Source organism: Reyranella soli (genome assembly GCF_007992495.1).
GTDB lineage: Bacteria > Pseudomonadota > Alphaproteobacteria > Reyranellales > Reyranellaceae > Reyranella > Reyranella soli.
Window position 1 is genome coordinate 1 of sequence record NZ_BKAJ01000146.1, and the last position, 20,620, is coordinate 20,620.

Sequence of the window (20,620 nt, forward strand, 5' to 3'; positions counted from 1 at the left end):
CCCCCGGCACTCAGCTCTCCGGCGATACGCGGAACTGATAGGGCTCCTCGAGCATCTTCGCCTCGTCGGCCGTCACCGTGAACTCGGTCGCCTGCGCCGCCGAGGTGAGCTGGTCGAGGCTGGTAGCGCCGATGATCGGCGAGCCCATGTAGGGCTTGCTGAGCAGCCAGGCGAGCGCCGCCTGCGCCGGCGACGCATTCTTCCCGGCCGCGACCTTCTTCAGCCGATCGACGATCTCCCAGTCGCTGTCACGATAGGTGCCAGCGCGGACCTGCGCGTCGTTCTTGGAGCGCTCGGTCTCGCCGCCGCCGTCCTTGCTGCGGTTGGCTGCAAGGAAGCCGCGCGCCAGCGGCGAGTACGGGATCAGGCCGACGCCCTGCTCGTGGCACAGGCGATTCATCTCGCGCTCTTCCTCGCGCTGAATGAGGTTATAGAGGTTCTGCATGGCAATCGGCCGGGCATAGCCCTTCCAGTCAGCGATCATCACCATCTGGGCGAACTTGTAGGCCGGCATGGTCGAGCCGCCGATGTAGCGCACCTTGCCCGAGCGCACGATCTGGTCGAGCGAGTACATGGTCTCTTCGATCGGCGTGTAGGGGTCGAGCCGATGGACCTGGTAGACGTCGATATAGTCGGTCTGCAGGCGCTTGAGCTGGAGGTCGATCGCCGACATCAGGTGCTTGCGGCCAGTGCCGACGTCGTTCTGGCTGTCGCTCATGCGGATGCCGACCTTGGTCGACAGCACGATGTCCTCGCGCTTCACCATCTTCAGGAGGGTGGCGCCCATGATCTCCTCGGAGCGGCCGGCATTGTAGGCGTCGGCCGTGTCGAAGAAGGTGATGCCGACATCCAGCGCCCGCTTGAAGTAGGCCGGCGCCTCGGCCTCGTCGAACTTGCCCCAGCCGCGGCGCCCTTTGGCGCCCCACGAGTTGCCGCCCAGGCAGATGCGGCTGACGATCAGGCCCGAGCGGCCCAGCGGTCCATATTTCATCGAGAAATCCCCCTTGTGACGCGGACCCTACCAACCCATCTTGGGGGCATGAAGGTCCTGATCGAATATTGCGGCGCCTGAAACTATAAGCCGCAGGCCCTCCGTGTGAGGGATCGCCTCGAAAAGCTGGGCGCGACCGACTTCGAGTTGCGCGTTGGCAGATCCGGCCAGTTCGACGTCACCGTCGACGGCACGCTCAAATACACCAAAAGCAAGACCGGCCGCTTCCCGACTGACGATGAGGTCGAGGATTTGGTGTCAGTCTGACTGTCATCCCGAGCGAAGCGAGGGACCTTTAAGGCAACGGGAAAGGTCCCTCGCTACGCTCGGGATGACAGCAGTGCCTTAAGACAGCACCTCTTTATTCACCACATTCGCCGCGTTCGGCCGGCCGTCGAACACGCTCAGGATGTTCTCGATCGCGGTCTGGGCCATGCGGTCGCTCGCCTCCTTGGTGACGCCGGCCATGTGCGGGCTGAAGATCACGTTCTCCAGGCCAAACAGCTTGTTGGCCGGATCGGGCGGCTCGCGGTCGAGCACGTCGAGGCCCGCGCCGCGCAGCTTGCCGCTGGTCAGCGCCGCGTAGAGCGCGTCCTCGTTGATGATGCCGCCGCGCGCGGTGTTCACCAGGAAGGCGTCAGGCTTCATCAGGCCGATCGTCTCGGTGTTGAACATGTCCACCGTCTCGGGCGCCTTCGGGCAGTGCACCGAGACGAAGTCGACCTTGGGCAGAGTCGCCTTGAGGTCGGTGACCTTGGTGGCGCCGGCCTTCTTGATGTCGGCCTCCGAGATGTTCGGATCGAGGACGGAGACGTCCATCTCGAAGGCGACGCAGCGCTTGACCGTGCGCGATCCGATGCGGCCCATGCCGACCACCAGGATCGACTTGCCGGCGAGATCGGCCGGCAGGTCAGTCAGGCGCTGGCCCCAGGTATTCTCGCGCACGAAGCGGTCGTGCTTGCGGGAAAGCCGCGCCGAGGCGAGCAGCATGTACATGGCATGCTCGGCCACCGACACCGAATTGGCGATGCCCGTGGTCATCAAGGGAATCTTGCGCTTGTTGAGCGCGGGAATCTCGACGGCATCGAAGCCGACGCCCAGGCGGGCCACCACCATCATGGCGGGCGCGGCGTCGAGCTCGGCCTGGCGGAACGGCGTCGCGCCCAAGGTGACGGCGTTGGCGTCCCTGAGCTTGGGATGCAGCGAGGGCACGCGATCGTCGGTCAAGATCTCGTAGTCGACGTCGTCACGCTTCTTCAGCACGTCGATGCCGGCCTGCGGCATGCGGCCGACGATCAGCACCTTCTTGCGGTTGTTGCCCGTGGTCATCCGATTCCCCTGCAGTCTTCCGTGCAAACGGCGGCGATCCTAGAGGGGGCCAGCGCCGGGCGCCAGCATCGGCAACGCCGGCCGTCGGCGGGCGTTGATTGGCATGGTATTTCGCGAAGCAATCGAGCGCGACACAGTGGACCTGCTGACTCTTGCCGGACGCGTGGCAACTGAAACCGGCCACGACCCCTTTGATGGCGCCCTGCATCGCGATCTCGCCACTCTCGGCAACGACCATCTCGCGCAGGAACGGCGTCTCGAGACGGCGGCGCTGACGCTGCGCAAGGTATGGCTGAGCGCGGCCCACCGGCCGGCCGACGCAAGCCTGAAAAGCCCCCGGGACGGCGACATCGCGCGCGTACCCTGCGGCGACAGCCTGCATTTCGGCTACGAGCGCGACCTCGACATGTCGATCCTGGAGGATCGGGGAGCGGCTTACGCGCCGCCGCCAGCCGGCTGGACGAGCGACATGGTCATCTTCCGCAGCGGACAGGCGGCACTGGCAGCCATCCTGCAGTTCGTTGCCTCAGCCTGGGGCGACAGGCGGACATTGTCGGTCGCTCATGCCGGCGCCTATTTCGAGACGAGGGCGTTGCTCGACGCCTGGCCGCGACAGAACTTCAGGCCGACGCACCCCTCGGTCGTCAGCGCCGACGTCGTGATCTGCGAGCCGGTCTGGTGCAACGGCTGCTTCGCCGCAACGAAGCGCCTGCCACGCGCTCGGCACGTCCTGCTGATCGATACCACAATGGTCGGTCCGGCATGTGATCTCAGTCCGTGGCTGCTCGCCGCCGGCAACGATTGCGACCTCGCGATCGCCTTCAGCTCCGGACTAAAACTCGACCAGGCTGGGCTGGAGCTGGCCAATGTCGGCATCGCCCGTGTCCTTGTGCGCGACGGAGCACAGCGTCGGTCCGAGATCACCGGCCGATTGAGACAGTTACGCGGCCTGATGGCGACTGGCCTGACGCTCGACGAACTGTCGGCCCTCTCCGCTCCGTGGTTTCTCGATCGCGCCTACGTCGACAACTACGTCGCAGCGATTTTCGCCAACAACCGCGTACTTGCCCACGCGATCGGCCACGAGTCGCCCGTGTTCGGGCCGCACTGCCATCCCGCGCTGACGTCGAATGCCGATGCGCCATTCTGCGCCATCCAGCTCAGGGAGCCGTCGCCCTCCCGCTACCGGCGCTTTGTCGAGATCGTCGAGCAGCAGCGCGAACGGCGCGGCTTGCTGCTGGCCAAAGGCGGCTCCTTCGGATTCCGGGGACATCGTTTCGAGTTGATCGAGCCCGCGCCCGACCAAGGCCATCCCTTCCTGCGCCTGGCCATGGGATGGCGCGACGGCCATAGCTGCCGCGGCCTCGGCGAGCTGTTCCACGAATTGGCCGCCTACGAGTCTTTCGAGGCGCTCGATCGGGCCTACGGCAGGTAGTTCAGCGGCAACCGTGTGGTCGACTTGATCTCCTCCATGGCGAACATGGAGGTGACGTCGCTCAACTCGATCTTGGCGATCAGGCGCTTGTAGAAGGCGTCGTAGGCCTCGATGTCGGGCAAAGCCAGGCGGATCAGGTAGTCGATCTCGCCGCTCATGCGATAGCAATCCATGACCTCGGGAAACGACGCCACCGCCTTGGCGAAGCGGCCGAGCCATTGCGCATTGTGCTGCGCCGTGCGCACCGCCACGAACACCGTGACGCCGGCATTCACCGCCTTGCGCTCGAGCAGCGCCACGCGGGCGCGGATGACGCCCGCCTCCTGCAAGCGGTTGATGCGCCGCCAGCACGGCGTGGTCGACAGGCCGACCCGGCGGGCGATCTCGGCCAGGGCCATGTCGGCCTCGTCCTGCAGGCAATCCAGTATCTTCTTGTCGAAGGGATCCAGTATCAGTTTCTCAGCCATGGCGACTTCTTGGAATCAGTTTCTCCCATTAGCCGCGAACGGCGCAAAGTTAGCAAGCCGTTTCCGGCATCGACGCCTAGAATCGCTCGAATGTTCCGCCGCTTCACCGATCATCCCGCCACGGTCAACGAGACCTATTTCCAGCACATGGGCACCGCCTTCGGCTTCGGCGCCAGGATGCTGGTTGGCGCGCTCGCCTGTTTCGTGCACGGCCTGTTTCCGTGGCTTTGCCTCACCCGGGGAAGCGACACCATCCGCGCCTTGCATCACCGCATGGTCACCCATCGTGTGGTGCGCCCGGAGGCCACCGGCCGCACCCCGGCCGTCGCGGCGGGCGACTAGCCTCACTCTCCTTTTCGCCATCGGATCGGCTCGGCACCGCCGCTGTGGGGTGTTACGCTGGAAGCGTATTTGGCATTCCCTAACGTTTGCAACTTGGTTTCAGCGCCTTGCGTTCCTAGATGACTGTAGAACGAAGGAGGGACCGCATGCACACGCCGCTCAGGATCACCTTTCAGAACACTCCTTCCAGCGACGCCATCCGGCAACTCATCGAGGCGCAAGCCGACCATCTCGAGCAGTTCTTCGGTCGCATGACGGCCTGCCACGTCGTCTTCAAGCTGCCTGACGGCAATCATCGCAGCGGTGGTCCCTACGAAGTCACCGTTCATATCAAGATGCCCGGCGGCATGACGGTCGACATCGACCGCACCCCCGGCCTCGACGAGCGCTTCGCCGATCCGCAATTCGCCGTCAGCGATGCCTTCCGCCGCGCGCGTCGGCGCCTGCAGGATCGCGCCAAGGTCATGCGGCAGGAGGTGAAGTCGCTGCATAAGCGCGTCGATCGCACGCTCGACCGCCCGGACTGAGATGATCTGAACCACAAGTCAGATGGCCTGACGCCCGTCAGATCCTTCGGGATCTGACGGCTCACCATCTTCCTCACCTGCGGCGTCTAGTGCCTTCGGCAGCTTGGTTGCATCGGGACCCTGGAACGCCAGAGACCTCGGCCTCGCTGCAAGCCGGTCGGCGGGCCGCACTAGGGCTTCGCCGCGGTGGTCGCCTTCTGCTATCGTACGGCGGCTACGGACAAGGGCTGCGGTGTACTGGGGATAGACATGGCGATGCGGCTGATCACAGATGCCGTCAACTATCTGATCCGGCGAGCTGCCGCCCAGGATTCCCCGTCCGGACAGGGTTCCGCCGTTCACTGGGCGAGCAAGCTGCGGGCAATCGAATCGTATGCGAGGTTCTGCGAGCAGGGATCGCTTCCAGACTATCCGCTAGAAGTGTTCCTGGAGATCAGCAACATCTGCGATCTCAAGTGCGGGATGTGCGTGCAATTCTCGGCGCTCAATCCGCACAGACTCGACATGATCAAGGGCACACGTCGAGGCTTCATGAATCAGGAGGATGTAGGGGAGAATCTCCAGGCGGCCTTGCAGCACGCGCTGCTGGTCCATTGTTTCGGGTACGGCGAGCCGACCATACATCCAACGTTCCGATCGTTCCTGGACCTGGTCGCCGGCTACGAAGTCATGGTCGACTTCTTCACCAATGGCATGCACCTCGACGACGATTTTTGCCGCTTCCTGGTCGATCGCAACGTCTATCAGATCACGGTCAGCTTCTCCGGCGCGACAAAACAGACATACGAGAAGGTCTACCTGGGCGGCGACTTCGAAAAGGTCCTGGGCGGTATCCGGGCATTGGCTGACGCCAAGCGCGCGAAGCAATCGGCGTATCCCATCATAGAGATAAACTCGCTGGGCTTTCACGACCATGTCGCGGAGTTCGACAAGTTCGTCGAACTGATGGCCGACCATGGCGTCGACAGGGTGATGCTGAAGCCGCTGGAGGCGCACTCCATCATTCCGCAGCTGTATGAGCATGTTTCGGTGATGCGTCCCGAAAAGGAAGGCGCGATCGTCAGGAAGGCCCTCGCCTTGGGCCGCAGGCGAGGCATCCAGGTCAATGCCGACCTATACATGGGACGCGGCGCGGCAGACGACGACGATTATCGGCTGCGCATCGCGGCCCTGAAGGCAAGCGCCGACCAGAGGTTGGGGGACGGCATGCGGCCATTCGGACAGAATCCGATCGCCGATTTCGACAAGATAGCGGCAGAAACCTTGCCCATCAGATCGCCGAACAAGCAGCGAAACGACCCGAAGGTTCTACGCCTCGACGCTGCACCCGTCTTATCGAGGACGCTTCTCGACGTGGAGACGCCCAGGACCGAGGCCGGCGATGCCATTTCGGCGTACTGCATGGAGCCATTCAAGACACTGTACGTATCGCGGAACGGAGCCGCGAAGCCCTGCTGCTTCGGCAATCCCAACGCGTGGTATCTCGGAGATGTCAAACGCGACGATGCCCTCGCCGTCTGGAAGGGAAGCGGCTTCGAAGCGACCAGGCACGACATACCCGACGGGAAGTATCCGCTGAAGACGTGCGAAACCTGCCTGCGCAAGAAGTCAGGTCCCCAAGGCCATCTCGCCCAGCACTTGATCAATTCCTATCTCTCCTGGCACCTCAAAGTTCACGGCGGCAACTTACGCAAGACCCTGGATCTGCAGGCGCCAGCGGCGTGGCGATCCATCGGCAAGCCTGCCGAAACGATCATGCAAACACGAAAGGAGTGGTTGAGAGAGCGTACGTCGACGGCATCGCCTGCCGACGTCTGGCCAATGCGTGAGCTTCACGATGCCGGCCTGTTCGCATCGACCGCAAACGGCTTTGTCCATCGCGATCTTCGTCCCGCGCATCGGATGGAGATGCCCGTCGTGATCTCGCAACAATGTGCGTCGGCGGCTGAGCGCGTGATGGCGGGTCTGCTGTTCGACATTGGCGTTGCCCACTACAGGGGCAGTGGCTCGGCGATCGATCTCGGCATGCCTCGCCACATGCTGGGCGCCTTCTTGGAGGGAGTACGGCGTTCGGCGGGCTACAGCAGCATGCTCGGTGCCTTTGCGGCGAAGAAGTACAAGCCCGTTCTGAGATATGATCAGGAGTCGCGCGCTAACGATCTGTCCGGCTATGACGAACTCATCGAAACGCGGATCGTCGGGCTGAGGCGTGTGACCTGGCTCCCGCAGAAGCCGATCGAGTTGATACTCCTGGAGGGCGCAGCGAAGGGTCGCCATTTTCAACAGGCCTTTACGGGCCTGGCCCCGGGGCTTGTTCCCGGCACGACGTTCATCGTGCTCCACAATTTCTACTCGGAACACGCGGTGTACGCGAAAATACTCTTCGGGCTCCTTTCAGACTACTGTGAGTGGCTTGGCCAATCGGGAAGGAGTTGCATTCTTCGAATCGCCGACGTCATTCCGGCAGATATATTGGCGATGGATCCCATGCGGGATCTCTCCGCCGACCTCCAGGTCGCCTTTCATCAAAGGTGGGATATCCAAGGGCTGTCGCTCGATGCGCGTATCGGCCTGCAGTTGTCCTACGCCCGGCTTCTTTTCGAGCAAGGCCGCGCCGATGAAGCCTACACGCACATCGAACAGCTGGCCGCCCGGTTCGGGCCGGCGGCTCCCAGCCCAGCGCAGGCAGCTCAGCTCGGCAGGCGCGTGTCGTCGTTCCTGGGATGGGTCGACAAGCACCACGCGCGGCACGTATCGGCTGGCTCGATCGCCTCGCCGGCAGCGGGCGCCGATGTCACCGTTGCGTCAGGAAGCTAGTCTAGAGCGGAATGCGTTGACCAAGCGGTGCGCAGTAGGGCGTCGAGCTGACGCTGTCACCCTGCCGGAGACGGCGTTCACAGCTTGGTTTCGCGCCGCCACATCCACCAGAAGGCAGCGCCGACCAACACCAGAAGCAGCGCGCCGACCAGAAGCAGCAAGGCGGATTCCTGGACCCAGGCCACGGCCGGCACCGACAGGGCGAGGAAGACGCCGACGGCGCTGATGCGCCACACCGCGGCGTGCACGCCGGCGACGAAGGTGCCCAACGCCAGCAGGATCAGCAGGGTGAGGCTGGTGGCGTTGAGATTGACCACGCCGCCGACCTCGGGAAGGAACATCAGCCACATCGCGCCGAGGAAGGCGGCCCAGTGCAGGACCTGGGTTACCACCAGCCGCGTGCGCTCCGCTCCCGTCTCGAGCTGGCGCCAGCCCGAGGCGATGACGATCAACGCGTATATCGGCGCCAGCGCCATCCAGTAGATGTAGGTCGTGGGCCCGCGGAAGCTTGCCAGGACGATGCCGCCCACGGCAAGCACCAGCATGGCTGCATACGGCAGGTCACGCAGCAGCCAGCGCCCGATGCCGCCGAGCTTGGACTCCGTGGCGTCGCTCATGGCCTACCGCGCGTCCCTGGCGAGCTTCTTCTCAACCACGCGCGACCACAGCGTGGCGCCGAGCGTGATGATCTCGTCGTTGAAGTCGTAGCCCGGATTGTGGACCTCGCAGCCGCCCTCGCCGCCACCGTTGCCGATGTTGATGAAGGCGCCCGGCACCTTCTCCAGCATGTAGGAGAAATCCTCGGAGGCCATGACGAACGGGCCCTCGCGGTTCATGTTGTCCTCGCCCACGATCTCGGCCGCGACGTCGGCAATGAACTTCACCGAGTCCTTGTCGTTGACCAGCGGCGGGAACACCACCCGCACATCGGCCTCGGCCTTACCGCCCAGGGTCTGGGCGATGCCCTTGGAGATGGTCTCGATGCGCTCCTTGACCAGCGCCATGGTCTCCTTGCGGAAGGCGCGGATGGTGCCGCGCAGCACGGCTTCCTGCGGGATGACGTTGTAGGCGTCGCCGGCATGCATCTGGGTCACCGAGATCACCGCCGAATCGAGCGCCGCGATGTTGCGCGACACCACGCTCTGCAGGGCCGAGATGATCTGGGTGGCGATGATCACCGGGTCGATGCCGCTCTCGGGCCGCGCGCCGTGCGCGCCCTTGCCGGTGATCTTGATGTCGAACAGGCCGCCACCCGCCATCTGCGGGCCCGAGCGGATGGCGAACTTGCCGACATCGAGCTTGGGCCTGTTGTGCATGCCGAAGATCTGCTCGCAAGGGAACTTCTCGAACAGGCCGTCCTTGACCATGGCCTCGGCGCCGCCGCGGCCTTCCTCGGCCGGCTGGAAGATGAAGTGCACCGTGCCGTCGAAGTTGCGGGTGGCCGAAAGATACTTGGCGGCGCCCAGCAGCATCGTCGTGTGGCCGTCGTGGCCGCAGGCATGCATGCGGCCCTGGTGTTGGCTGCGATGGTCGAACGTGTTGTGCTCGTCCATCGGCAGCGCATCCATGTCGGCGCGCAGGCCGATGGCGCGCGGATTGTTGCCGACGCGGATGGTGCCGACCACGCCAGTCTTGCCGATGCCGGTCGTGACCTCGCAGCCCCATTCCTTGAGCTTGGTCGCCACGATCTTCGACGTCCGCTCCTCCTCGAACCCGAGCTCGGGATGGGCATGGATGTCCCGCCGGATGGCGGTCAGCTCAGCTGTGGCAGCGGCAATCTTGGGTTCGATCTTCATGTGGCTATCGGGACTCCGGAAGGAAGGGTGTCATTACACGACGAAACTCGGTGCCATGCACGTTCGGATATGGCTATTCTGACCCAGGATCAGAGTGCACCGGAATGGCCAGACGCCTCGTCAAAGTGGTCTTCGAGCTTGATTCGAGAGATTGGCACGGACATGGAGGCGAACTTCTATGGGCTGCACCAGTCTTGGCAGAGCATGGCGGCACGCATTTTCAGATCGAAAACTCTCCGTTCTTTGTGACAGGTATTGGCCATCTTGACGTGGTCAAAGCCCAGCCGACCGAAAATTCGACAATCTACTTATTTGAGAAGATCGTCACGCGAGGCGGGCATTCGACCTACATGCTCCTCGCGGAGGAGCAATCGCCCAAATTCGGCATCTACTGGAGCTTTCTCGAGGCAAAGGGCTGCTCGTACGAGAGCACGCACATCAAGCTCAGCATGGGCGACCGACTGCTGTTGTCGGTCGATGTTCCGCCTTCGGCTAACCTGCTTGAGGCTTATGACATCCTCAAGCAGGGAGAAGCTGACGGAACATGGATGTTCCAAGAAGGGTATGCTCATCAGGCGTGAGCAGGTTCGAATTCTCAGGCGCCCAGAAGGAACGATGTCAGCACACGGCGAAACTCCGCCCCGTGTACGTTCGGAAACAGATGGCCGCCATTGGGAAGGACATAGGCCCGGGCATCGGGGATCAGGCGCACCAGCTCCTCGGTGAAGTAGAGCGGCGTCACGGTATCGTCGCGGGCGCAGATGGCAAGCGCAGCGGCGCGCACCTTCTGCAACTGCTCCCGCCGATCATGGGCCACGATGGCGGCGATGCGCGACAGCACGATCTCCGGGATGGGAATGGTTTCGGCCGCCTTGGCCTCGGCGATGGCGAGATCGGCATCGTGATCACGCACCCACGACGGCATGTTGAGCGCAAGGGCGCTGCTCTTGAGATAGGCCAGCGGCCCCAGCTCCTTCAGCACCAGGGAGCGGACCTCGAACAGGCGGCGGAAGAAGGCATCGGTCTTGGCCCAGGTGGCGCTCAGCACCAGCCGGTCGATGCGATCGGGATGCTCAATGGCCAGCACCTGGCCCATGGCGCCACCGGTCGAATGACCGCACCAGTGCACCTTGTCGTAGCCCAGCGCATCGATGAGCTGCAGGGCGTCGTCGGCCATCTGCTCCACTGAATAAGTGATCTGCGACAAGGTGCTGCGCGCCGTGCCGCGATGATCATGCACGACCACGGTGAAATGTTCGGCGAGTCCTGCGACGTTTGCGTCCCAGAAGCGGCCGTCGCCGCCCAATCCGGGGACCAGGAACAGCGGCGGCCCCGCCCCTCGACTTTCGTAGTAAAGCTCGGCCCCGTCCCGGAGCTTGACGTGTGGCATCGAATCCCTTTCCGCTATAAGTGACATGGGGAGGAAAGCGCACGATGAAGCGCCTGTCGATTCTGGCGATCCTGCTGCTCGCCGCCTGCACCAGGGAGCAGCAGCCGTTGACGACCTTTATTCCGCGGCCGGCACCGGACGATCCGACGCCCGCCGGCATCGCCTATCTCTGCGACGGCCGCAAGGAAGTGAGCGTGGTCTACGCCAAGAACCGTGCCTCGGTGACCCTGGACGGCCGGACCTGGCGCATGGAGTACCAACCGACCGACGGCGGCTTCCGTTATGTCGACACCGCGAACGAATGGGTCGGCCGCGACGATCTTGCCGCGTTGCGCGAGAGCGCCACCGCCAAGCCGCTCGCCTTCAACTGCCGGCCGCTGCGGCGGACGACGTAACTGTCTTGCCGGAGACCGCGGGCCTCCAGGCCCGCGGTCCGGCAAGACATCAGGCCTTCAGCCACAACTTGATCGCGAAGCCCACGAGAGCGGTGACGCCGACGCCGGCGGCCCACAGGCCGACGAACCACAGCCACTGCCGTGCCTTGGGCATCAATGATAGCCCTCATGCCCGGTCTTGCCGCGGAACACCCAGTAGGAATAGCCGGTGTAGGCAAGGATGATCGGCACCATGATCAGCGCGCCGGGTAGCATGAACTTGAGACTGGCCGTCGGCGCGGCGGCATCCCAGATCGTGATCTTGGTCGGCACGACATAGGGGAACAGGCTGATGCCAAGGCCGGCCAGGCTCAGCGTGAAGATCAGCAGGGTCATCAGGAACGGCGTGTAGTGATGCCGCCGCACCAGGCTCGCGAAGAATACCACTGCGGCGATGGCGACCAGCAGCGGCACCTGCGCCGTGAACAGGACCTGCGGCCAGGCGAACCAGCGCTCCCAGTAGGCGTGGCTGAGGAAGGGCGTGTACGCACTCACGGCGGCGATTGCGACAATGGTGGCAATGCCGAGCCCGAAGGCCATGCGATAGGCCCGCACCTGCAGCGTGTCCTCGCTTTTCATGATCAGCCACGTCGCGCCGAGCAGCGCGTAGCCGACGACCAGGCTCACGCCCACCAGCACGCTGAACGGTGTCAGCCAGTCGAACCAGCCGCCTGTATAGACGCGGCTGTCGACGGCGATGCCCTGCAGCAGCGCGCCAAGCGTGATGCCCTGCGCCAGGGCCGCACCGATCGAGCCTATGCTGAACGCAAGGTCCCACCACGGCCGGTGGCCGGGGTCGCGCCAACGGAACTCGAAGGCGACGCCGCGGAAGATCAGCGCCAGCAGCATGGCGACGATGGGGGCGTACAGCGCCGACAGGATGGTGCCGTAGGCCAACGGAAAGGCTGCCAGAAGACCGCCGCCGCCGAGCACCAGCCAGGTCTCGTTGCCGTCCCATACCGGAGCGATGGTGTTCATCGCCGTGTCGCGCTCGCGGCCGACCGGAATCCAGGAGAACAGGATGCCGATGCCGAGGTCGAAGCCGTCCATCACGACATAGGCGAAGATCGCGAAGGCGATGATGAAGGCCCAGATGGTGGGCAGGTCAAAGGTGAGCATGGTCAGTTCCCTCCACCCGACGTGCCGATGGCGTCGGGCACTGCCGGCGCAGGCGTGATGCCTGCGGCCCGCACCGGCTGGCCGCGCTCCGGCCCCTCCTCGCCGCGAAGCGGCGAATGGCTCATCAGCCGCAGGATGTAGAGCACACCTGCGCCGAACACGATGAAGTAGACGACGATGAAGGCCAGCAGCGAGATCGCGACGGCCGGCGCCTGCAGCGGCGAAACCGAGTCGGCGGTACGCAGCAAGCCGTGCACCGTGTAGGGCTGACGGCCGACCTCGGTGGTCACCCAGCCCGCGATCACGGCGACGAAGCCCGCGGGCCCCATGGCGATGGCGAAGCGATGCAACAAGGGCCAGTCATAGAGCCTGTGGCGCACCCTCGCCCACAGGCTGACCAGCGCCAGCAGCAGCATCAGCGTTCCCAGGCCGACCATGATCCGGAAGGCCCAGAACACAATCGCCACCGGCGGCCAGTCCTTGCGGTCGACCGTATCGAGGCCCTTCAGCGGCGCGTCGAGCGAGTGCTTCAAGATCAGCGACGAGGCCTTGGGAATCTCGACGGCGTAGAGGTTCTTGCCCTCGGCTTGGTCAGGCCAGGCGAACAGCACCAATGGCGCGCCATGCTCATGGCTCTGGAAGTGGCCTTCCATGGCCATGACCTTGACCGGCTGGTGCTCCAGCGTGTTCAGCCCGTGCTGGTCACCGGCCAGGATCTGCAAGGGCGCCACCACCGCGATCATGCCCATGGCCATCGAGAACATGGTGCGTGCGCCATCGTTGGCGCGCTCGCGCAGCAGATGCCAGGCGCCGACCGCGCCCACGACCAGCGCCGTCGTGAGATAGGCCGCGAAGACCGTATGCACCAGGCGATAGGGAAAGGACGGATTGAAGATGATCGCGAGCCAGTCGGCCGGCTGGAACTGGCCGTTGGCGGCGATGACGTGACCCACTGGCGTCTGCATCCAGCTGTTGGCCGACAGGATCCAGAAGGCCGAGATGAAGGTGCCGACGGCAACCGCCAGCGTGGCGACGAAGTGCAGCGTCTTGCCGACCCGGTTCATGCCGAACAGCATGACGCCGAGGAACCCGGCCTCGAGGAAGAACGCCGTCAGCACCTCATAGGCCATCAGCGGCCCGATCACCGGACCCGCCCTGTCCGCGAACACCGACCAGTTTGTGCCGAACTGATAGGACATGACGATGCCCGACACCACGCCCATGCCGAAGGAGAGCGCGAAGATCTTCAGCCAGTACTTGAAGAGGTCGAGATAGACCGAGCGGCCGGTCCACAGCCACAAGCCCTCGAGCACGGCGAGATAGCTCGCGAGTCCGATGGTGAATGACGGAAAGATGAAATGGAACGAAACGGTGAAAGCGAACTGCATCCGGGCCAGCAGGGTGGCGTCCAATGAATCGAGCATGGCTTTCTCCCCGACGGGTCACCGCCTCTCAGGCGAGTATACGTAAGCCCGCGCCGTCTCAAATTATACGTGAGGATAGGAGCGGCGACTTCAATGCGACAGTCAGTACATCCAACGCACCGACCAGGTCGGAGCGGCTGCGCGCCGCACCAAGCGCCACGCGGATGGCGTGCTGCGGATTGCTGTCGACGCTGAAGCTGTCGCTGGTCACAACGGCGAGCCCCTGTCGTTGAACATGCGCGGCGAACTCCGCTCGAGTCCACTCCGGCGGCAGCGCCAGCCAGACGTGATGGCCCTTGGGATGCGCGGCATAAGTGTGCCCCGAAAGCGCCTTGGCCGCCAGCTTCTGTCTTGCCGCAGCCTCGGCGGTGATAGCCGCAATGATGGCGTCGGCGCTGCCGTCCTTCAGCCAGCGCAGGGTCAGCGCCACGGTGAGCGGCACCGGCATCTGCGACACTGTGCGCAAGGCATTGGCGATGGTCGATGCGGCCGTGCGATCGGGCGTGAGCACGAACGACACACGCAAGCCAGGCGCGATGCATTTGGACAGGCTCGCCGCCAGATAGGAGCGTTCGGGAATCAGCGTGGCGATCGGCTGGACCTTGGGATCGAGGCTGCCGTAGGCATCGTCCTCGAACAGCAGCAGGTTGCGCCGGCGGATCACGGCGGCGATCTGCTCGCGCCGCGCCGCGCCCATCGTCGCCGTCGTCGGATTGTGGATGGTGGGCACGAGATAGACGGCCTTGGGTGACTGCCGGCGGGCCGCCTCGTCGAGGGCAGCCGGGATCATGCCCTCAACGTCTGCCTCGACGCCGATCAGCTTGACGCCGAGCGCCGCCGTGGCCGCCTTGAAGCCCGGATAGGTGAGACGATCGGTCAGCGCGGCGTCACCGGGCTTGGTCGTCGCCAGCAGCAGCGCCATCAGGGCGGTCTGGGTGCCGGGCGACACGACCAGGCGATGAGCCTCCGCCGTTCGCACGCGCCGGCGCAGCCAGTCGGCCGCCACGCCGCGATCTGCATCGCTACCGCCGGCGTGCTGGTAGCTCAGGAAATCGGAGATGCCGTAGTCGCGTCGCAGGGCCGCGAGGCCGCGCGACACGCGGCCTTCCAGATCGGCCTCGATCGGCTCTGGCGGCAGGTTCATCGACAGGTCGAAGTCGATGCCGGCACCCGCTGCGCGTGGCGCACGCACGCGGCTTTCGGCGACGAATGTCCCCTGCCCGACGCGCGCCTCTGTGAGACCCCGGCGGCGCGCCTCGTTGTAGGCGCGGGTCACGGTGGTGAGGTCGACGCCCAGCGCCTTTGCGAGCGCGCGGTGCGTCGGCAGGCGATCGCCGCGATGCAGGCGTCCCGACGCGATGTCGGCCGCCAGGGCGCCCACGATGCCTTCGTAGACCGGTCCGCTGCCGTCGCCGAGTGTAGGGACCCAATCCATACAATTTACCCCGATTGCCATTGTCTGTATGGCTTATTGTATGGATATAAGCAACAACAACGAGGGAGAAAGGTGATGGAACCGAAAGCCGGTCCTGCCCTATTGAACGGCCTGCGCGGCCGCTGCCCGGCCTGCGGCAAGGCCCATCTGTTCCGCCGCTTCATGAAGGTGGCCGACGCCTGCGAGTCCTGCGGCGAGGCCTTTCACCATCATCGCGCCGACGACTTTCCCGCTTACTTGGTGATCGTGATCGTCGGGCACGTGGTCGTGCCGCTGACGCTCTATGTCGAGCTGGCTTGGGCGCCGTCCTACTGGGTGCACGCGGCGATCTGGCTGCCGCTGGTGCTGATCCTGTCGCTCGGCCTGCTGCAGCCCATCAAGGGCATGGTGGTGGCGCTGCAATGGCACGCCGGCATGCACGGCTTCGCCGCCGCCAAACGCGCCCGCCGATCAGCCCCAGGCGCCGAACAAGTCGGCGATGGCCGTACGCTGCAGGCCGGCCCTGAGGCAGGTCTCGAGCAGCACGCGTGCCTTCAGGGGATGTAGGCGCCCGCCCCAGATCAGGCCGGCCTTGCGCAGGCCGATCTCCGACGTCGGACCGCCATAGGTCTGCCGAAGCATCGGCCCGCCGCCGGCGCGCGGAGACACGACCGTGGGCATCGCTGCCGCCAAGCGTGCGGCGACATCCGCCAGGCGCTCCGGAATATGGCCGCCGCCCATAGCTCCCACGACAGCACCGCGATAGCCGAGATGATCGGATGCGTTCAGCATCGCGTCGATGAGATGACCCGGCTCGTCGAGCCCCATCCAAAGCAGCGCCACCGGTTGGGCCGTTCCACCGGCCCTGCCGAGCTTCCTGCGCGTCGCCTCCATCGCATCGCGCACTGGCAAACCCAGCGGCACGACTCGGTCCTCGACGAGGGCCGCGAGCGGGCCGCTCTGCGGCGAGGCAAAGGCGTTGAGGCGCGTGGGATGGACCTTGAGGACGTCAGCCGCCGCATAGACCTCGTCCAGCATCACCGAGATGACGCCAAGCGACTGCGCATGGGCACGCACCCACGGATCGCAAGCCACGCGCACGGCGGCCAAAAGGTTGCCCGGGCCATCGGCCGACGTGAGCGACGGATTGCGCATCGCCGCCGTCACGATCACCGGCACGTCGCGCTCGACCAGCAGGTCGAGCAGGAAGGCCGTCTCCTCCAAGGTGTCGGTGCCTTGCGTGACGATTACGCCCTCGGCCGTCGAGGCGGCGATCTTGGCTGCGAGCGCGTGGATCTGGTCGAACGAGAGCGAATGGCTGCCCACGCGCGACACTGTTTCCGCCTCGATGTCGGCCAGCGTGGCGAGCAAAGGCACCGCCTTCACGAGATCGTCGGCGCCTGCCCCCATCTGCATGACGCCGCTGGGGTCGGGCTTTGTGGCGATCGTGCCGCCCAGCGCCAGGATATGGATACGCGGCCTGCTCATGCTCCCAACCTCAGTGACCCGAAGAAACGATCGGCTTCCGGCGTGCGCAGGGCGTCAGCCGGCGCAAGGTAGGCGAGCGACACAAAGCGCCGGCCTTTCAGCAGCACGAGCTGGCGCAGCACGCTGCCGCCCTGCACCGAGCCGATCGATTCGGCAGCCGGCACGCCCTGGATGTCGCGCCAGTTGACGCTGGTCCATTTCCCGCCGGCCAGGCGCTGCGCGCGGTCGTCGAGCACGGATTGCAAGTAGGCCCGCGGCTGGCGCAGGTCGATATCGGCGGGCAACTGCGCGGTCTGCGCCACGAAGGACAGGCGGCGATATTCCAGGCTGTAGGAGTGATAGGCGAAGGCCGTACCGCCGGGCGATTTCGTGTCGATCACCTTGTAGACCGGCTCGCCCGGCATATCGACGAAGAAGGCATTGCCGGGCCCGCGCACGGCGTACCAGGTTGATTGAGCTATGGCGCCCGAAGCCACCGCCAGGGGCAGCGCAATGAGCAGGCCACGTCTGGTAGCGCACCGCGTCATCCTGAGCGCAGCGAAGGACCTCATGGCGATTGCCACCAGTGTGCTCGTCGACCTGCCATGAGATCCTTCGCTGCGCTCAGGATGACGGAGGTGTTTGCTGCGCGCCGAACTTCTCGCGCGCCTCGGCTGGCGTGTAGTAGCCACGCGCCACGTCGCGCGCGATCGCCGACGGATCGCGCAGGGCCGGATCGCCGAAGCCGCCGCCGCCCGGCGTCGACACGCGAATGACATCGCCAACGCCGATCTGAATATCCTGGTCCTTGGAGAGGTGCGGCGGCCGGTAGGTCTTGCCGCCCTGCTCCACCTCGACGGTGTTGGTACCGCCATCCTTGCCGCCTAGAACGCCCTGCGGGCCGGTGCGGCCGTGATCCATCACCATGGAGACGCGCGCCTCGCCGCGGCGCAGCCTGATCGCGTAGTTGATGCCGAAGCCGCCGCGGAACTCGCCGGCGCCGCCCGAACCCTCGCGCAGCGAGAACTCCTCGAACAGCACGGGGTAGAACTGCTCCAGCACCTCGACCGGCGGCATCTTGGAGATGCCGATGGTCGAGCAGCCGTTGCTCAACCCGTCGCCACCCTGGAAACCGCCGTAACCGCCGCCGGTGAAGAGATACATAATGTAGTTGCGGCTGCGCTCGGGGTCGTAGCCGCCGACGCCGAGATTGCCCGAGGTGCCGGCAGGCGCGGCGAACAGGAGATCGGGGACCGCCTTGGTCATGGCCGCGAACACCGCCTCGGCGATGCGCTGGCTCACCTCGGCGGCGCAGCCCGACACCGGCCGCGGATACCTGGCGTAGAGGAACGTGCCTTCGGGCTCGACGATCTTGAGCGGCTCGAAGGTGCCGGCGTTGATCGGCACCTCGGGGAAGATGTGCTTCACGGCCAGGTAGATCGCCGACTTTGTCGTGGCGATGACGCTGTTCATCGGTCCGCGGCAAGGCGGGCTGGAGCCCGTCATGTCGAAGATGAGATCCTCGCCCTTCTTGGTGATCTTCATCCTGATCACCAGCGGCTCGTCGACCACGCCGTCGCTGTCGACCTGCGAGCTGCCTTCATAGATGCCGTCGGGGATGCCGGCGATCTTCGCCCGCATCTGGCGCTCAGCACGATGGCGCATCTCGGCGATCGCCTGGCGCACGACCTCCGCGCCGTAGCGGTCGATCAGGGCCGTCAGCCGCTGCTCACCCGTCGTGAGCGCTGCCGCCTGGGCCTTGATGTCGCCGATGCGCTGGTCGGCGATGCGGATGTTCGAAAGGATGATGGACAGGATCTCCTGGTCCATCTCGCCCTTCTTGAAAAATTTCACCGGCGGCAGACGCAGGCCTTCCTGCTCGACTTCCGTGGCGCTCGCCGAGAAGCCGCCGGGCACCATGCCACCGACATCGGGCCAGTGGCCGGTGTTGGCCAGCCAGGCAAACAGCTCCCCCTTGTAGAAGAAGGGTTTCACGAACCGCACGTCCATCAAATGCGTGCCGCCGAGATAGGGATCGTTGACGATGAACACGTCGCCCGGATCGACCTTGCCGGCGTAGTGGCTCTTCACGCGTTCGATCACCGCCTGGGTCGAGAACTGCATGGTGCCGACGAACACCGGCAGGCCGAGCTCGCCCTGGGCGATCAGGGCACCGTCGCCTGCATCATAGATGCCGTCCGACCGGTCCATGCCCTCGGAGATCACCGGCGAGAAGGCAGCGCGCACGAAGGCCAGGTCCATCTCGTTGCAGACCTGGATCAGGCCGTTCTGGATAACGGTCAGCGTGACGGGATCGAGGTTCGACATATCGCGGTTCGACATGGGCCTATGACTAACACACGATTTACAGCTCGACATCGCCCTTGAGCAGGCGCTGCACGATGCCGCGGTTCAGGATCTCGTTGGTGCCGTCGGCGACGTTGACGATGCGCAAGGAATGCCAGGCGTGGTACAGGCCGACCTCGTTGGTGAAGCCCATGGCGCCGTGGGTCTGCATGGCGCAATCGACGGCGCGGTAGCCGACCTGCACCGAATAGGCCTTGGCCATCGACAGTTCCTTGATGGCGGGCGCGCCCTGATCGAGCAGCAGGGCGGCATTCAGCCCCATCAGATGCGCGCCATGCAGCTCGGTGGCGCTCTCCGCCAGCGGGAAGGTCACGCCCTGGTAGTCGGCAATCGGCCGGTCGAAGGCCTTGCGCGTCTTGGCGTATTCCAGGGCGAGCTCGAGCGCCCAACGGCCATAGCCTACGGCCCGCGCCGAATTGTAGATGCGGCCCAGCGACACGCCATAAAGCGCGGCGGCAAAGCCCTGATGCAGCTCGCCGACGACCTGCCAGGGTTCGACGCGCACGTCCTCCAGGCGCAATTCAGCCTCATCGCCACCGATATGGCCGAACAGTTTTATGACGCGCTGGACCTCGAAGCCTGGCGAGTCTGTCGGCACCAGGAACGCGCTGATGCCGCCGCGGCGCTGGGCAGCGCGCTCGGGATCGGTCACGGCGAAGACGATGCAGTAGTCCGCGACCGGCGCGTTCGACGTCCAGATCTTGCGCCCCGTCAGGCGCCAGCCGTTGCCGTCGGGCCGCGCTTTCGTGGCAAGTGCCGCGGCATCCGAGCCGGCGCCGGGCTCCGACAGGCCGAAGCACATCGATGCCTCGCCTGCCATCATCGGCGCCAGCATGCGCTCGCGCGCCTCGTCCGTGACTTTTTCGAGCAGCCGGCTCGGCCCGAAGGCCCAGTGGCTAATGACATAAAGCATCAGCCAACGCTGCGGCCCGCACAGCCGGAACAGCGCCTCCCAGCCGACATAATAGGCAAGATGCCCCAACCCGCCGCCGCCGAGCGACTCCGGCACGCACATGTTGTAGTAGCCCGCCTTGGCCGAGACGCGCCGCACATCGTCGATCAGCGTCTTCAGGGCGTCTGAAAACCGCCCATCCTCGCGATAGAGCCGCCGCGGATCCTCGAACAGGTCGCGATGCGCCTCATGGCGCGGCAGGATCTCCTTGCGCGCAAAATCGAGCAGGCCATCGCGCACGGCGCGAACGTCCTCCGGCAGTTCCCAGGCAATGGCGGACACCGAAACACCTCCGTAACGCCAATGTGGTCATTCTCGGGGTCATTGTTGGCACGGTCCCTGCGGGGTG

20 protein-coding genes and 1 pseudogene are annotated in these 20,620 nt (G+C 65.0%); 8 read left to right on the forward strand and 13 right to left on the reverse strand.

Annotated features, from left to right (window positions below):
- Positions 1 to 10: 10 nt before the first annotated feature.
- Positions 11 to 991 (reverse strand): aldo/keto reductase, encoded by a 981-nt coding sequence (locus RSO01_RS35505; protein ID WP_147155342.1) that lies wholly within the window; start codon positions 989 to 991, stop codon positions 11 to 13.
- 96 nt (positions 992 to 1,087) lie between these two features.
- On the opposite strand from RSO01_RS35505, the pseudogene RSO01_RS35510 reads away from it, so the two are divergent.
- Positions 1,088 to 1,258, forward strand: a pseudogene (locus RSO01_RS35510) (Rdx family protein); the annotation flags it as partial.
- A 78-nt stretch (positions 1,259 to 1,336) separates the two neighbouring features.
- Here RSO01_RS35510 and RSO01_RS35515 read toward each other — a convergent pair.
- Entirely contained in the window at positions 1,337 to 2,320 is a 984-nt protein-coding gene (locus tag RSO01_RS35515) for a hydroxyacid dehydrogenase (protein WP_147155344.1), read from the reverse strand.
- Between the two features lie 136 nt (positions 2,321 to 2,456).
- On the opposite strand from RSO01_RS35515, the gene RSO01_RS35520 reads away from it, so the two are divergent.
- Complete coding sequence (locus RSO01_RS35520; RefSeq protein ID WP_170303604.1) at positions 2,457 to 3,755, forward strand: hypothetical protein; 1,299 nt, start codon at positions 2,457 to 2,459, stop codon at positions 3,753 to 3,755.
- Here RSO01_RS35520 and RSO01_RS35525 read toward each other — a convergent pair.
- Positions 3,743 to 4,204: an Lrp/AsnC family transcriptional regulator gene (locus RSO01_RS35525; RefSeq protein ID WP_170303608.1), complete on the reverse strand. Its 462-nt coding sequence runs from the start codon at positions 4,202 to 4,204 to the stop codon at positions 3,743 to 3,745. The two genes, RSO01_RS35520 and RSO01_RS35525, sit on opposite strands and share 13 nt — an antisense overlap.
- A gap of 108 nt (positions 4,205 to 4,312) precedes the next feature.
- On the opposite strand from RSO01_RS35525, the gene RSO01_RS35530 reads away from it, so the two are divergent.
- From RSO01_RS35530 to RSO01_RS35540, 3 genes are all read left to right on the forward strand, one after another.
- Positions 4,313 to 4,564, forward strand: a complete 252-nt coding sequence (locus tag RSO01_RS35530) for a DUF6356 family protein (RefSeq protein ID WP_147155347.1) — start codon at positions 4,313 to 4,315, stop codon at positions 4,562 to 4,564.
- Between the two features lie 146 nt (positions 4,565 to 4,710).
- Positions 4,711 to 5,091 (forward strand): HPF/RaiA family ribosome-associated protein, encoded by a 381-nt coding sequence (locus RSO01_RS35535; RefSeq protein WP_170303605.1) that lies wholly within the window; start codon positions 4,711 to 4,713, stop codon positions 5,089 to 5,091.
- Between the two features lie 249 nt (positions 5,092 to 5,340).
- Complete coding sequence (locus tag RSO01_RS35540; RefSeq protein WP_147155349.1) at positions 5,341 to 7,908, forward strand: radical SAM/SPASM domain-containing protein; 2,568 nt, start codon at positions 5,341 to 5,343, stop codon at positions 7,906 to 7,908.
- Positions 7,909 to 7,985: 77 nt separating this feature from the next.
- On the opposite strand, the gene RSO01_RS35545 is transcribed toward RSO01_RS35540, so the two are convergent.
- Positions 7,986 to 8,525 carry a hypothetical protein gene (locus RSO01_RS35545; RefSeq protein ID WP_147155350.1) on the reverse strand — a complete coding sequence of 180 codons (540 nt, stop codon included), beginning with the start codon at positions 8,523 to 8,525 and terminating at the stop codon, positions 7,986 to 7,988.
- 3 nt (positions 8,526 to 8,528) lie between these two features.
- Positions 8,529 to 9,704 (reverse strand): M20 aminoacylase family protein, encoded by a 1,176-nt coding sequence (locus RSO01_RS35550; protein ID WP_147155351.1) that lies wholly within the window; start codon positions 9,702 to 9,704, stop codon positions 8,529 to 8,531.
- A gap of 104 nt (positions 9,705 to 9,808) precedes the next feature.
- On the opposite strand from RSO01_RS35550, the gene RSO01_RS35555 reads away from it, so the two are divergent.
- Complete coding sequence (locus tag RSO01_RS35555) at positions 9,809 to 10,285, forward strand: DUF4265 domain-containing protein (protein WP_147155352.1); 477 nt, start codon at positions 9,809 to 9,811, stop codon at positions 10,283 to 10,285.
- 14 nt (positions 10,286 to 10,299) lie between these two features.
- On the opposite strand, the gene RSO01_RS35560 is transcribed toward RSO01_RS35555, so the two are convergent.
- Positions 10,300 to 11,094 carry an alpha/beta fold hydrolase gene (locus tag RSO01_RS35560; protein ID WP_170303606.1) on the reverse strand — a complete coding sequence of 265 codons (795 nt, stop codon included), beginning with the start codon at positions 11,092 to 11,094 and terminating at the stop codon, positions 10,300 to 10,302.
- Positions 11,095 to 11,138: 44 nt separating this feature from the next.
- Between RSO01_RS35560 and RSO01_RS35565 the strand changes: the two genes are divergently transcribed.
- Complete coding sequence (locus RSO01_RS35565; RefSeq protein ID WP_147155354.1) at positions 11,139 to 11,489, forward strand: MliC family protein; 351 nt, start codon at positions 11,139 to 11,141, stop codon at positions 11,487 to 11,489.
- Positions 11,490 to 11,642: 153 nt separating this feature from the next.
- Here RSO01_RS35565 and cydB read toward each other — a convergent pair whose 3' ends face one another.
- The 3 genes from cydB to RSO01_RS35580 are packed head-to-tail and all read right to left on the reverse strand — an operon-like array spanning position 11,643 to position 15,506.
- The gene (cydB, locus tag RSO01_RS35570) at positions 11,643 to 12,647 is read right to left on the reverse strand and encodes a cytochrome d ubiquinol oxidase subunit II (protein ID WP_147155355.1); all 1,005 of its coding nucleotides are present in this window, start codon (positions 12,645 to 12,647) and stop codon (positions 11,643 to 11,645) included.
- Between the two features lie 2 nt (positions 12,648 to 12,649).
- A complete protein-coding gene (locus RSO01_RS35575; RefSeq protein ID WP_147155356.1) occupies positions 12,650 to 14,071 on the reverse strand; it encodes a cytochrome ubiquinol oxidase subunit I in 1,422 nt (473 codons plus the stop codon).
- Positions 14,072 to 14,129: 58 nt separating this feature from the next.
- Positions 14,130 to 15,506, reverse strand: coding sequence for an aminotransferase-like domain-containing protein (locus tag RSO01_RS35580; RefSeq protein ID WP_147155357.1), 1,377 nt, complete (start codon positions 15,504 to 15,506; stop codon positions 14,130 to 14,132).
- A 75-nt stretch (positions 15,507 to 15,581) separates the two neighbouring features.
- On the opposite strand from RSO01_RS35580, the gene RSO01_RS35585 reads away from it, so the two are divergent.
- On the forward strand, positions 15,582 to 16,052 hold the full coding sequence (locus tag RSO01_RS35585) for a DUF983 domain-containing protein (RefSeq protein ID WP_147155358.1): 471 nt from the start codon (positions 15,582 to 15,584) through the stop codon (positions 16,050 to 16,052).
- On the opposite strand, the gene RSO01_RS35590 is transcribed toward RSO01_RS35585, so the two are convergent.
- Genes RSO01_RS35590 through RSO01_RS35605 form a run of 4 tightly spaced genes read right to left on the reverse strand, consistent with a single transcriptional unit; the run spans position 15,957 to position 20,553 of the window.
- A complete protein-coding gene (locus tag RSO01_RS35590; RefSeq protein WP_147155359.1) occupies positions 15,957 to 16,973 on the reverse strand; it encodes an asparaginase in 1,017 nt (338 codons plus the stop codon). The genes RSO01_RS35585 and RSO01_RS35590 overlap by 96 nt on opposite strands.
- Entirely contained in the window at positions 16,970 to 17,524 is a 555-nt protein-coding gene (locus RSO01_RS35595) for a hypothetical protein (protein WP_147155360.1), read from the reverse strand. Before RSO01_RS35595 ends, RSO01_RS35590 begins: the two co-directional genes overlap by 4 nt.
- Before the next feature lie 52 nt (positions 17,525 to 17,576).
- A complete protein-coding gene (locus RSO01_RS35600; protein ID WP_147155372.1) occupies positions 17,577 to 19,280 on the reverse strand; it encodes a hydantoinase B/oxoprolinase family protein in 1,704 nt (567 codons plus the stop codon).
- Between the two features lie 37 nt (positions 19,281 to 19,317).
- Positions 19,318 to 20,553 (reverse strand): acyl-CoA dehydrogenase family protein, encoded by a 1,236-nt coding sequence (locus tag RSO01_RS35605; RefSeq protein WP_147155361.1) that lies wholly within the window; start codon positions 20,551 to 20,553, stop codon positions 19,318 to 19,320.
- Positions 20,554 to 20,620 lie beyond the last annotated feature (67 nt).

What these genes read in the sequence shown, in the direction of transcription:
- RSO01_RS35505 (WP_147155342.1), bottom strand. Translation starts at nt 991, where the DNA reads ATGAAATATGGACCGCTGGGCCGCTCGGGCCTGATCGTCAGCCGCATC.
- RSO01_RS35515 (WP_147155344.1), bottom strand. Translation starts at nt 2,320, where the DNA reads ATGACCACGGGCAACAACCGCAAGAAGGTGCTGATCGTCGGCCGCATG.
- RSO01_RS35530 (WP_147155347.1), top strand. Translation starts at nt 4,313, where the DNA reads ATGTTCCGCCGCTTCACCGATCATCCCGCCACGGTCAACGAGACCTAT.
- RSO01_RS35535 (WP_170303605.1), top strand. Translation starts at nt 4,711, where the DNA reads ATGCACACGCCGCTCAGGATCACCTTTCAGAACACTCCTTCCAGCGAC.
- RSO01_RS35540 (WP_147155349.1), top strand. Translation starts at nt 5,341, where the DNA reads ATGGCGATGCGGCTGATCACAGATGCCGTCAACTATCTGATCCGGCGA.
- RSO01_RS35545 (WP_147155350.1), bottom strand. Translation starts at nt 8,525, where the DNA reads ATGAGCGACGCCACGGAGTCCAAGCTCGGCGGCATCGGGCGCTGGCTG.
- RSO01_RS35550 (WP_147155351.1), bottom strand. Translation starts at nt 9,704, where the DNA reads ATGAAGATCGAACCCAAGATTGCCGCTGCCACAGCTGAGCTGACCGCC.
- RSO01_RS35555 (WP_147155352.1), top strand. Translation starts at nt 9,809, where the DNA reads ATGGCCAGACGCCTCGTCAAAGTGGTCTTCGAGCTTGATTCGAGAGAT.
- RSO01_RS35560 (WP_170303606.1), bottom strand. Translation starts at nt 11,094, where the DNA reads ATGCCACACGTCAAGCTCCGGGACGGGGCCGAGCTTTACTACGAAAGT.
- RSO01_RS35565 (WP_147155354.1), top strand. Translation starts at nt 11,139, where the DNA reads ATGAAGCGCCTGTCGATTCTGGCGATCCTGCTGCTCGCCGCCTGCACC.
- cydB (WP_147155355.1), bottom strand. Translation starts at nt 12,647, where the DNA reads ATGCTCACCTTTGACCTGCCCACCATCTGGGCCTTCATCATCGCCTTC.
- RSO01_RS35575 (WP_147155356.1), bottom strand. Translation starts at nt 14,071, where the DNA reads ATGCTCGATTCATTGGACGCCACCCTGCTGGCCCGGATGCAGTTCGCT.
- RSO01_RS35580 (WP_147155357.1), bottom strand. Translation starts at nt 15,506, where the DNA reads ATGGATTGGGTCCCTACACTCGGCGACGGCAGCGGACCGGTCTACGAA.
- RSO01_RS35585 (WP_147155358.1), top strand. Translation starts at nt 15,582, where the DNA reads ATGGAACCGAAAGCCGGTCCTGCCCTATTGAACGGCCTGCGCGGCCGC.
- RSO01_RS35590 (WP_147155359.1), bottom strand. Translation starts at nt 16,973, where the DNA reads ATGAGCAGGCCGCGTATCCATATCCTGGCGCTGGGCGGCACGATCGCC.
- RSO01_RS35595 (WP_147155360.1), bottom strand. Translation starts at nt 17,524, where the DNA reads ATGAGGTCCTTCGCTGCGCTCAGGATGACGCGGTGCGCTACCAGACGT.
- RSO01_RS35600 (WP_147155372.1), bottom strand. Translation starts at nt 19,280, where the DNA reads ATGTCGAACCTCGATCCCGTCACGCTGACCGTTATCCAGAACGGCCTG.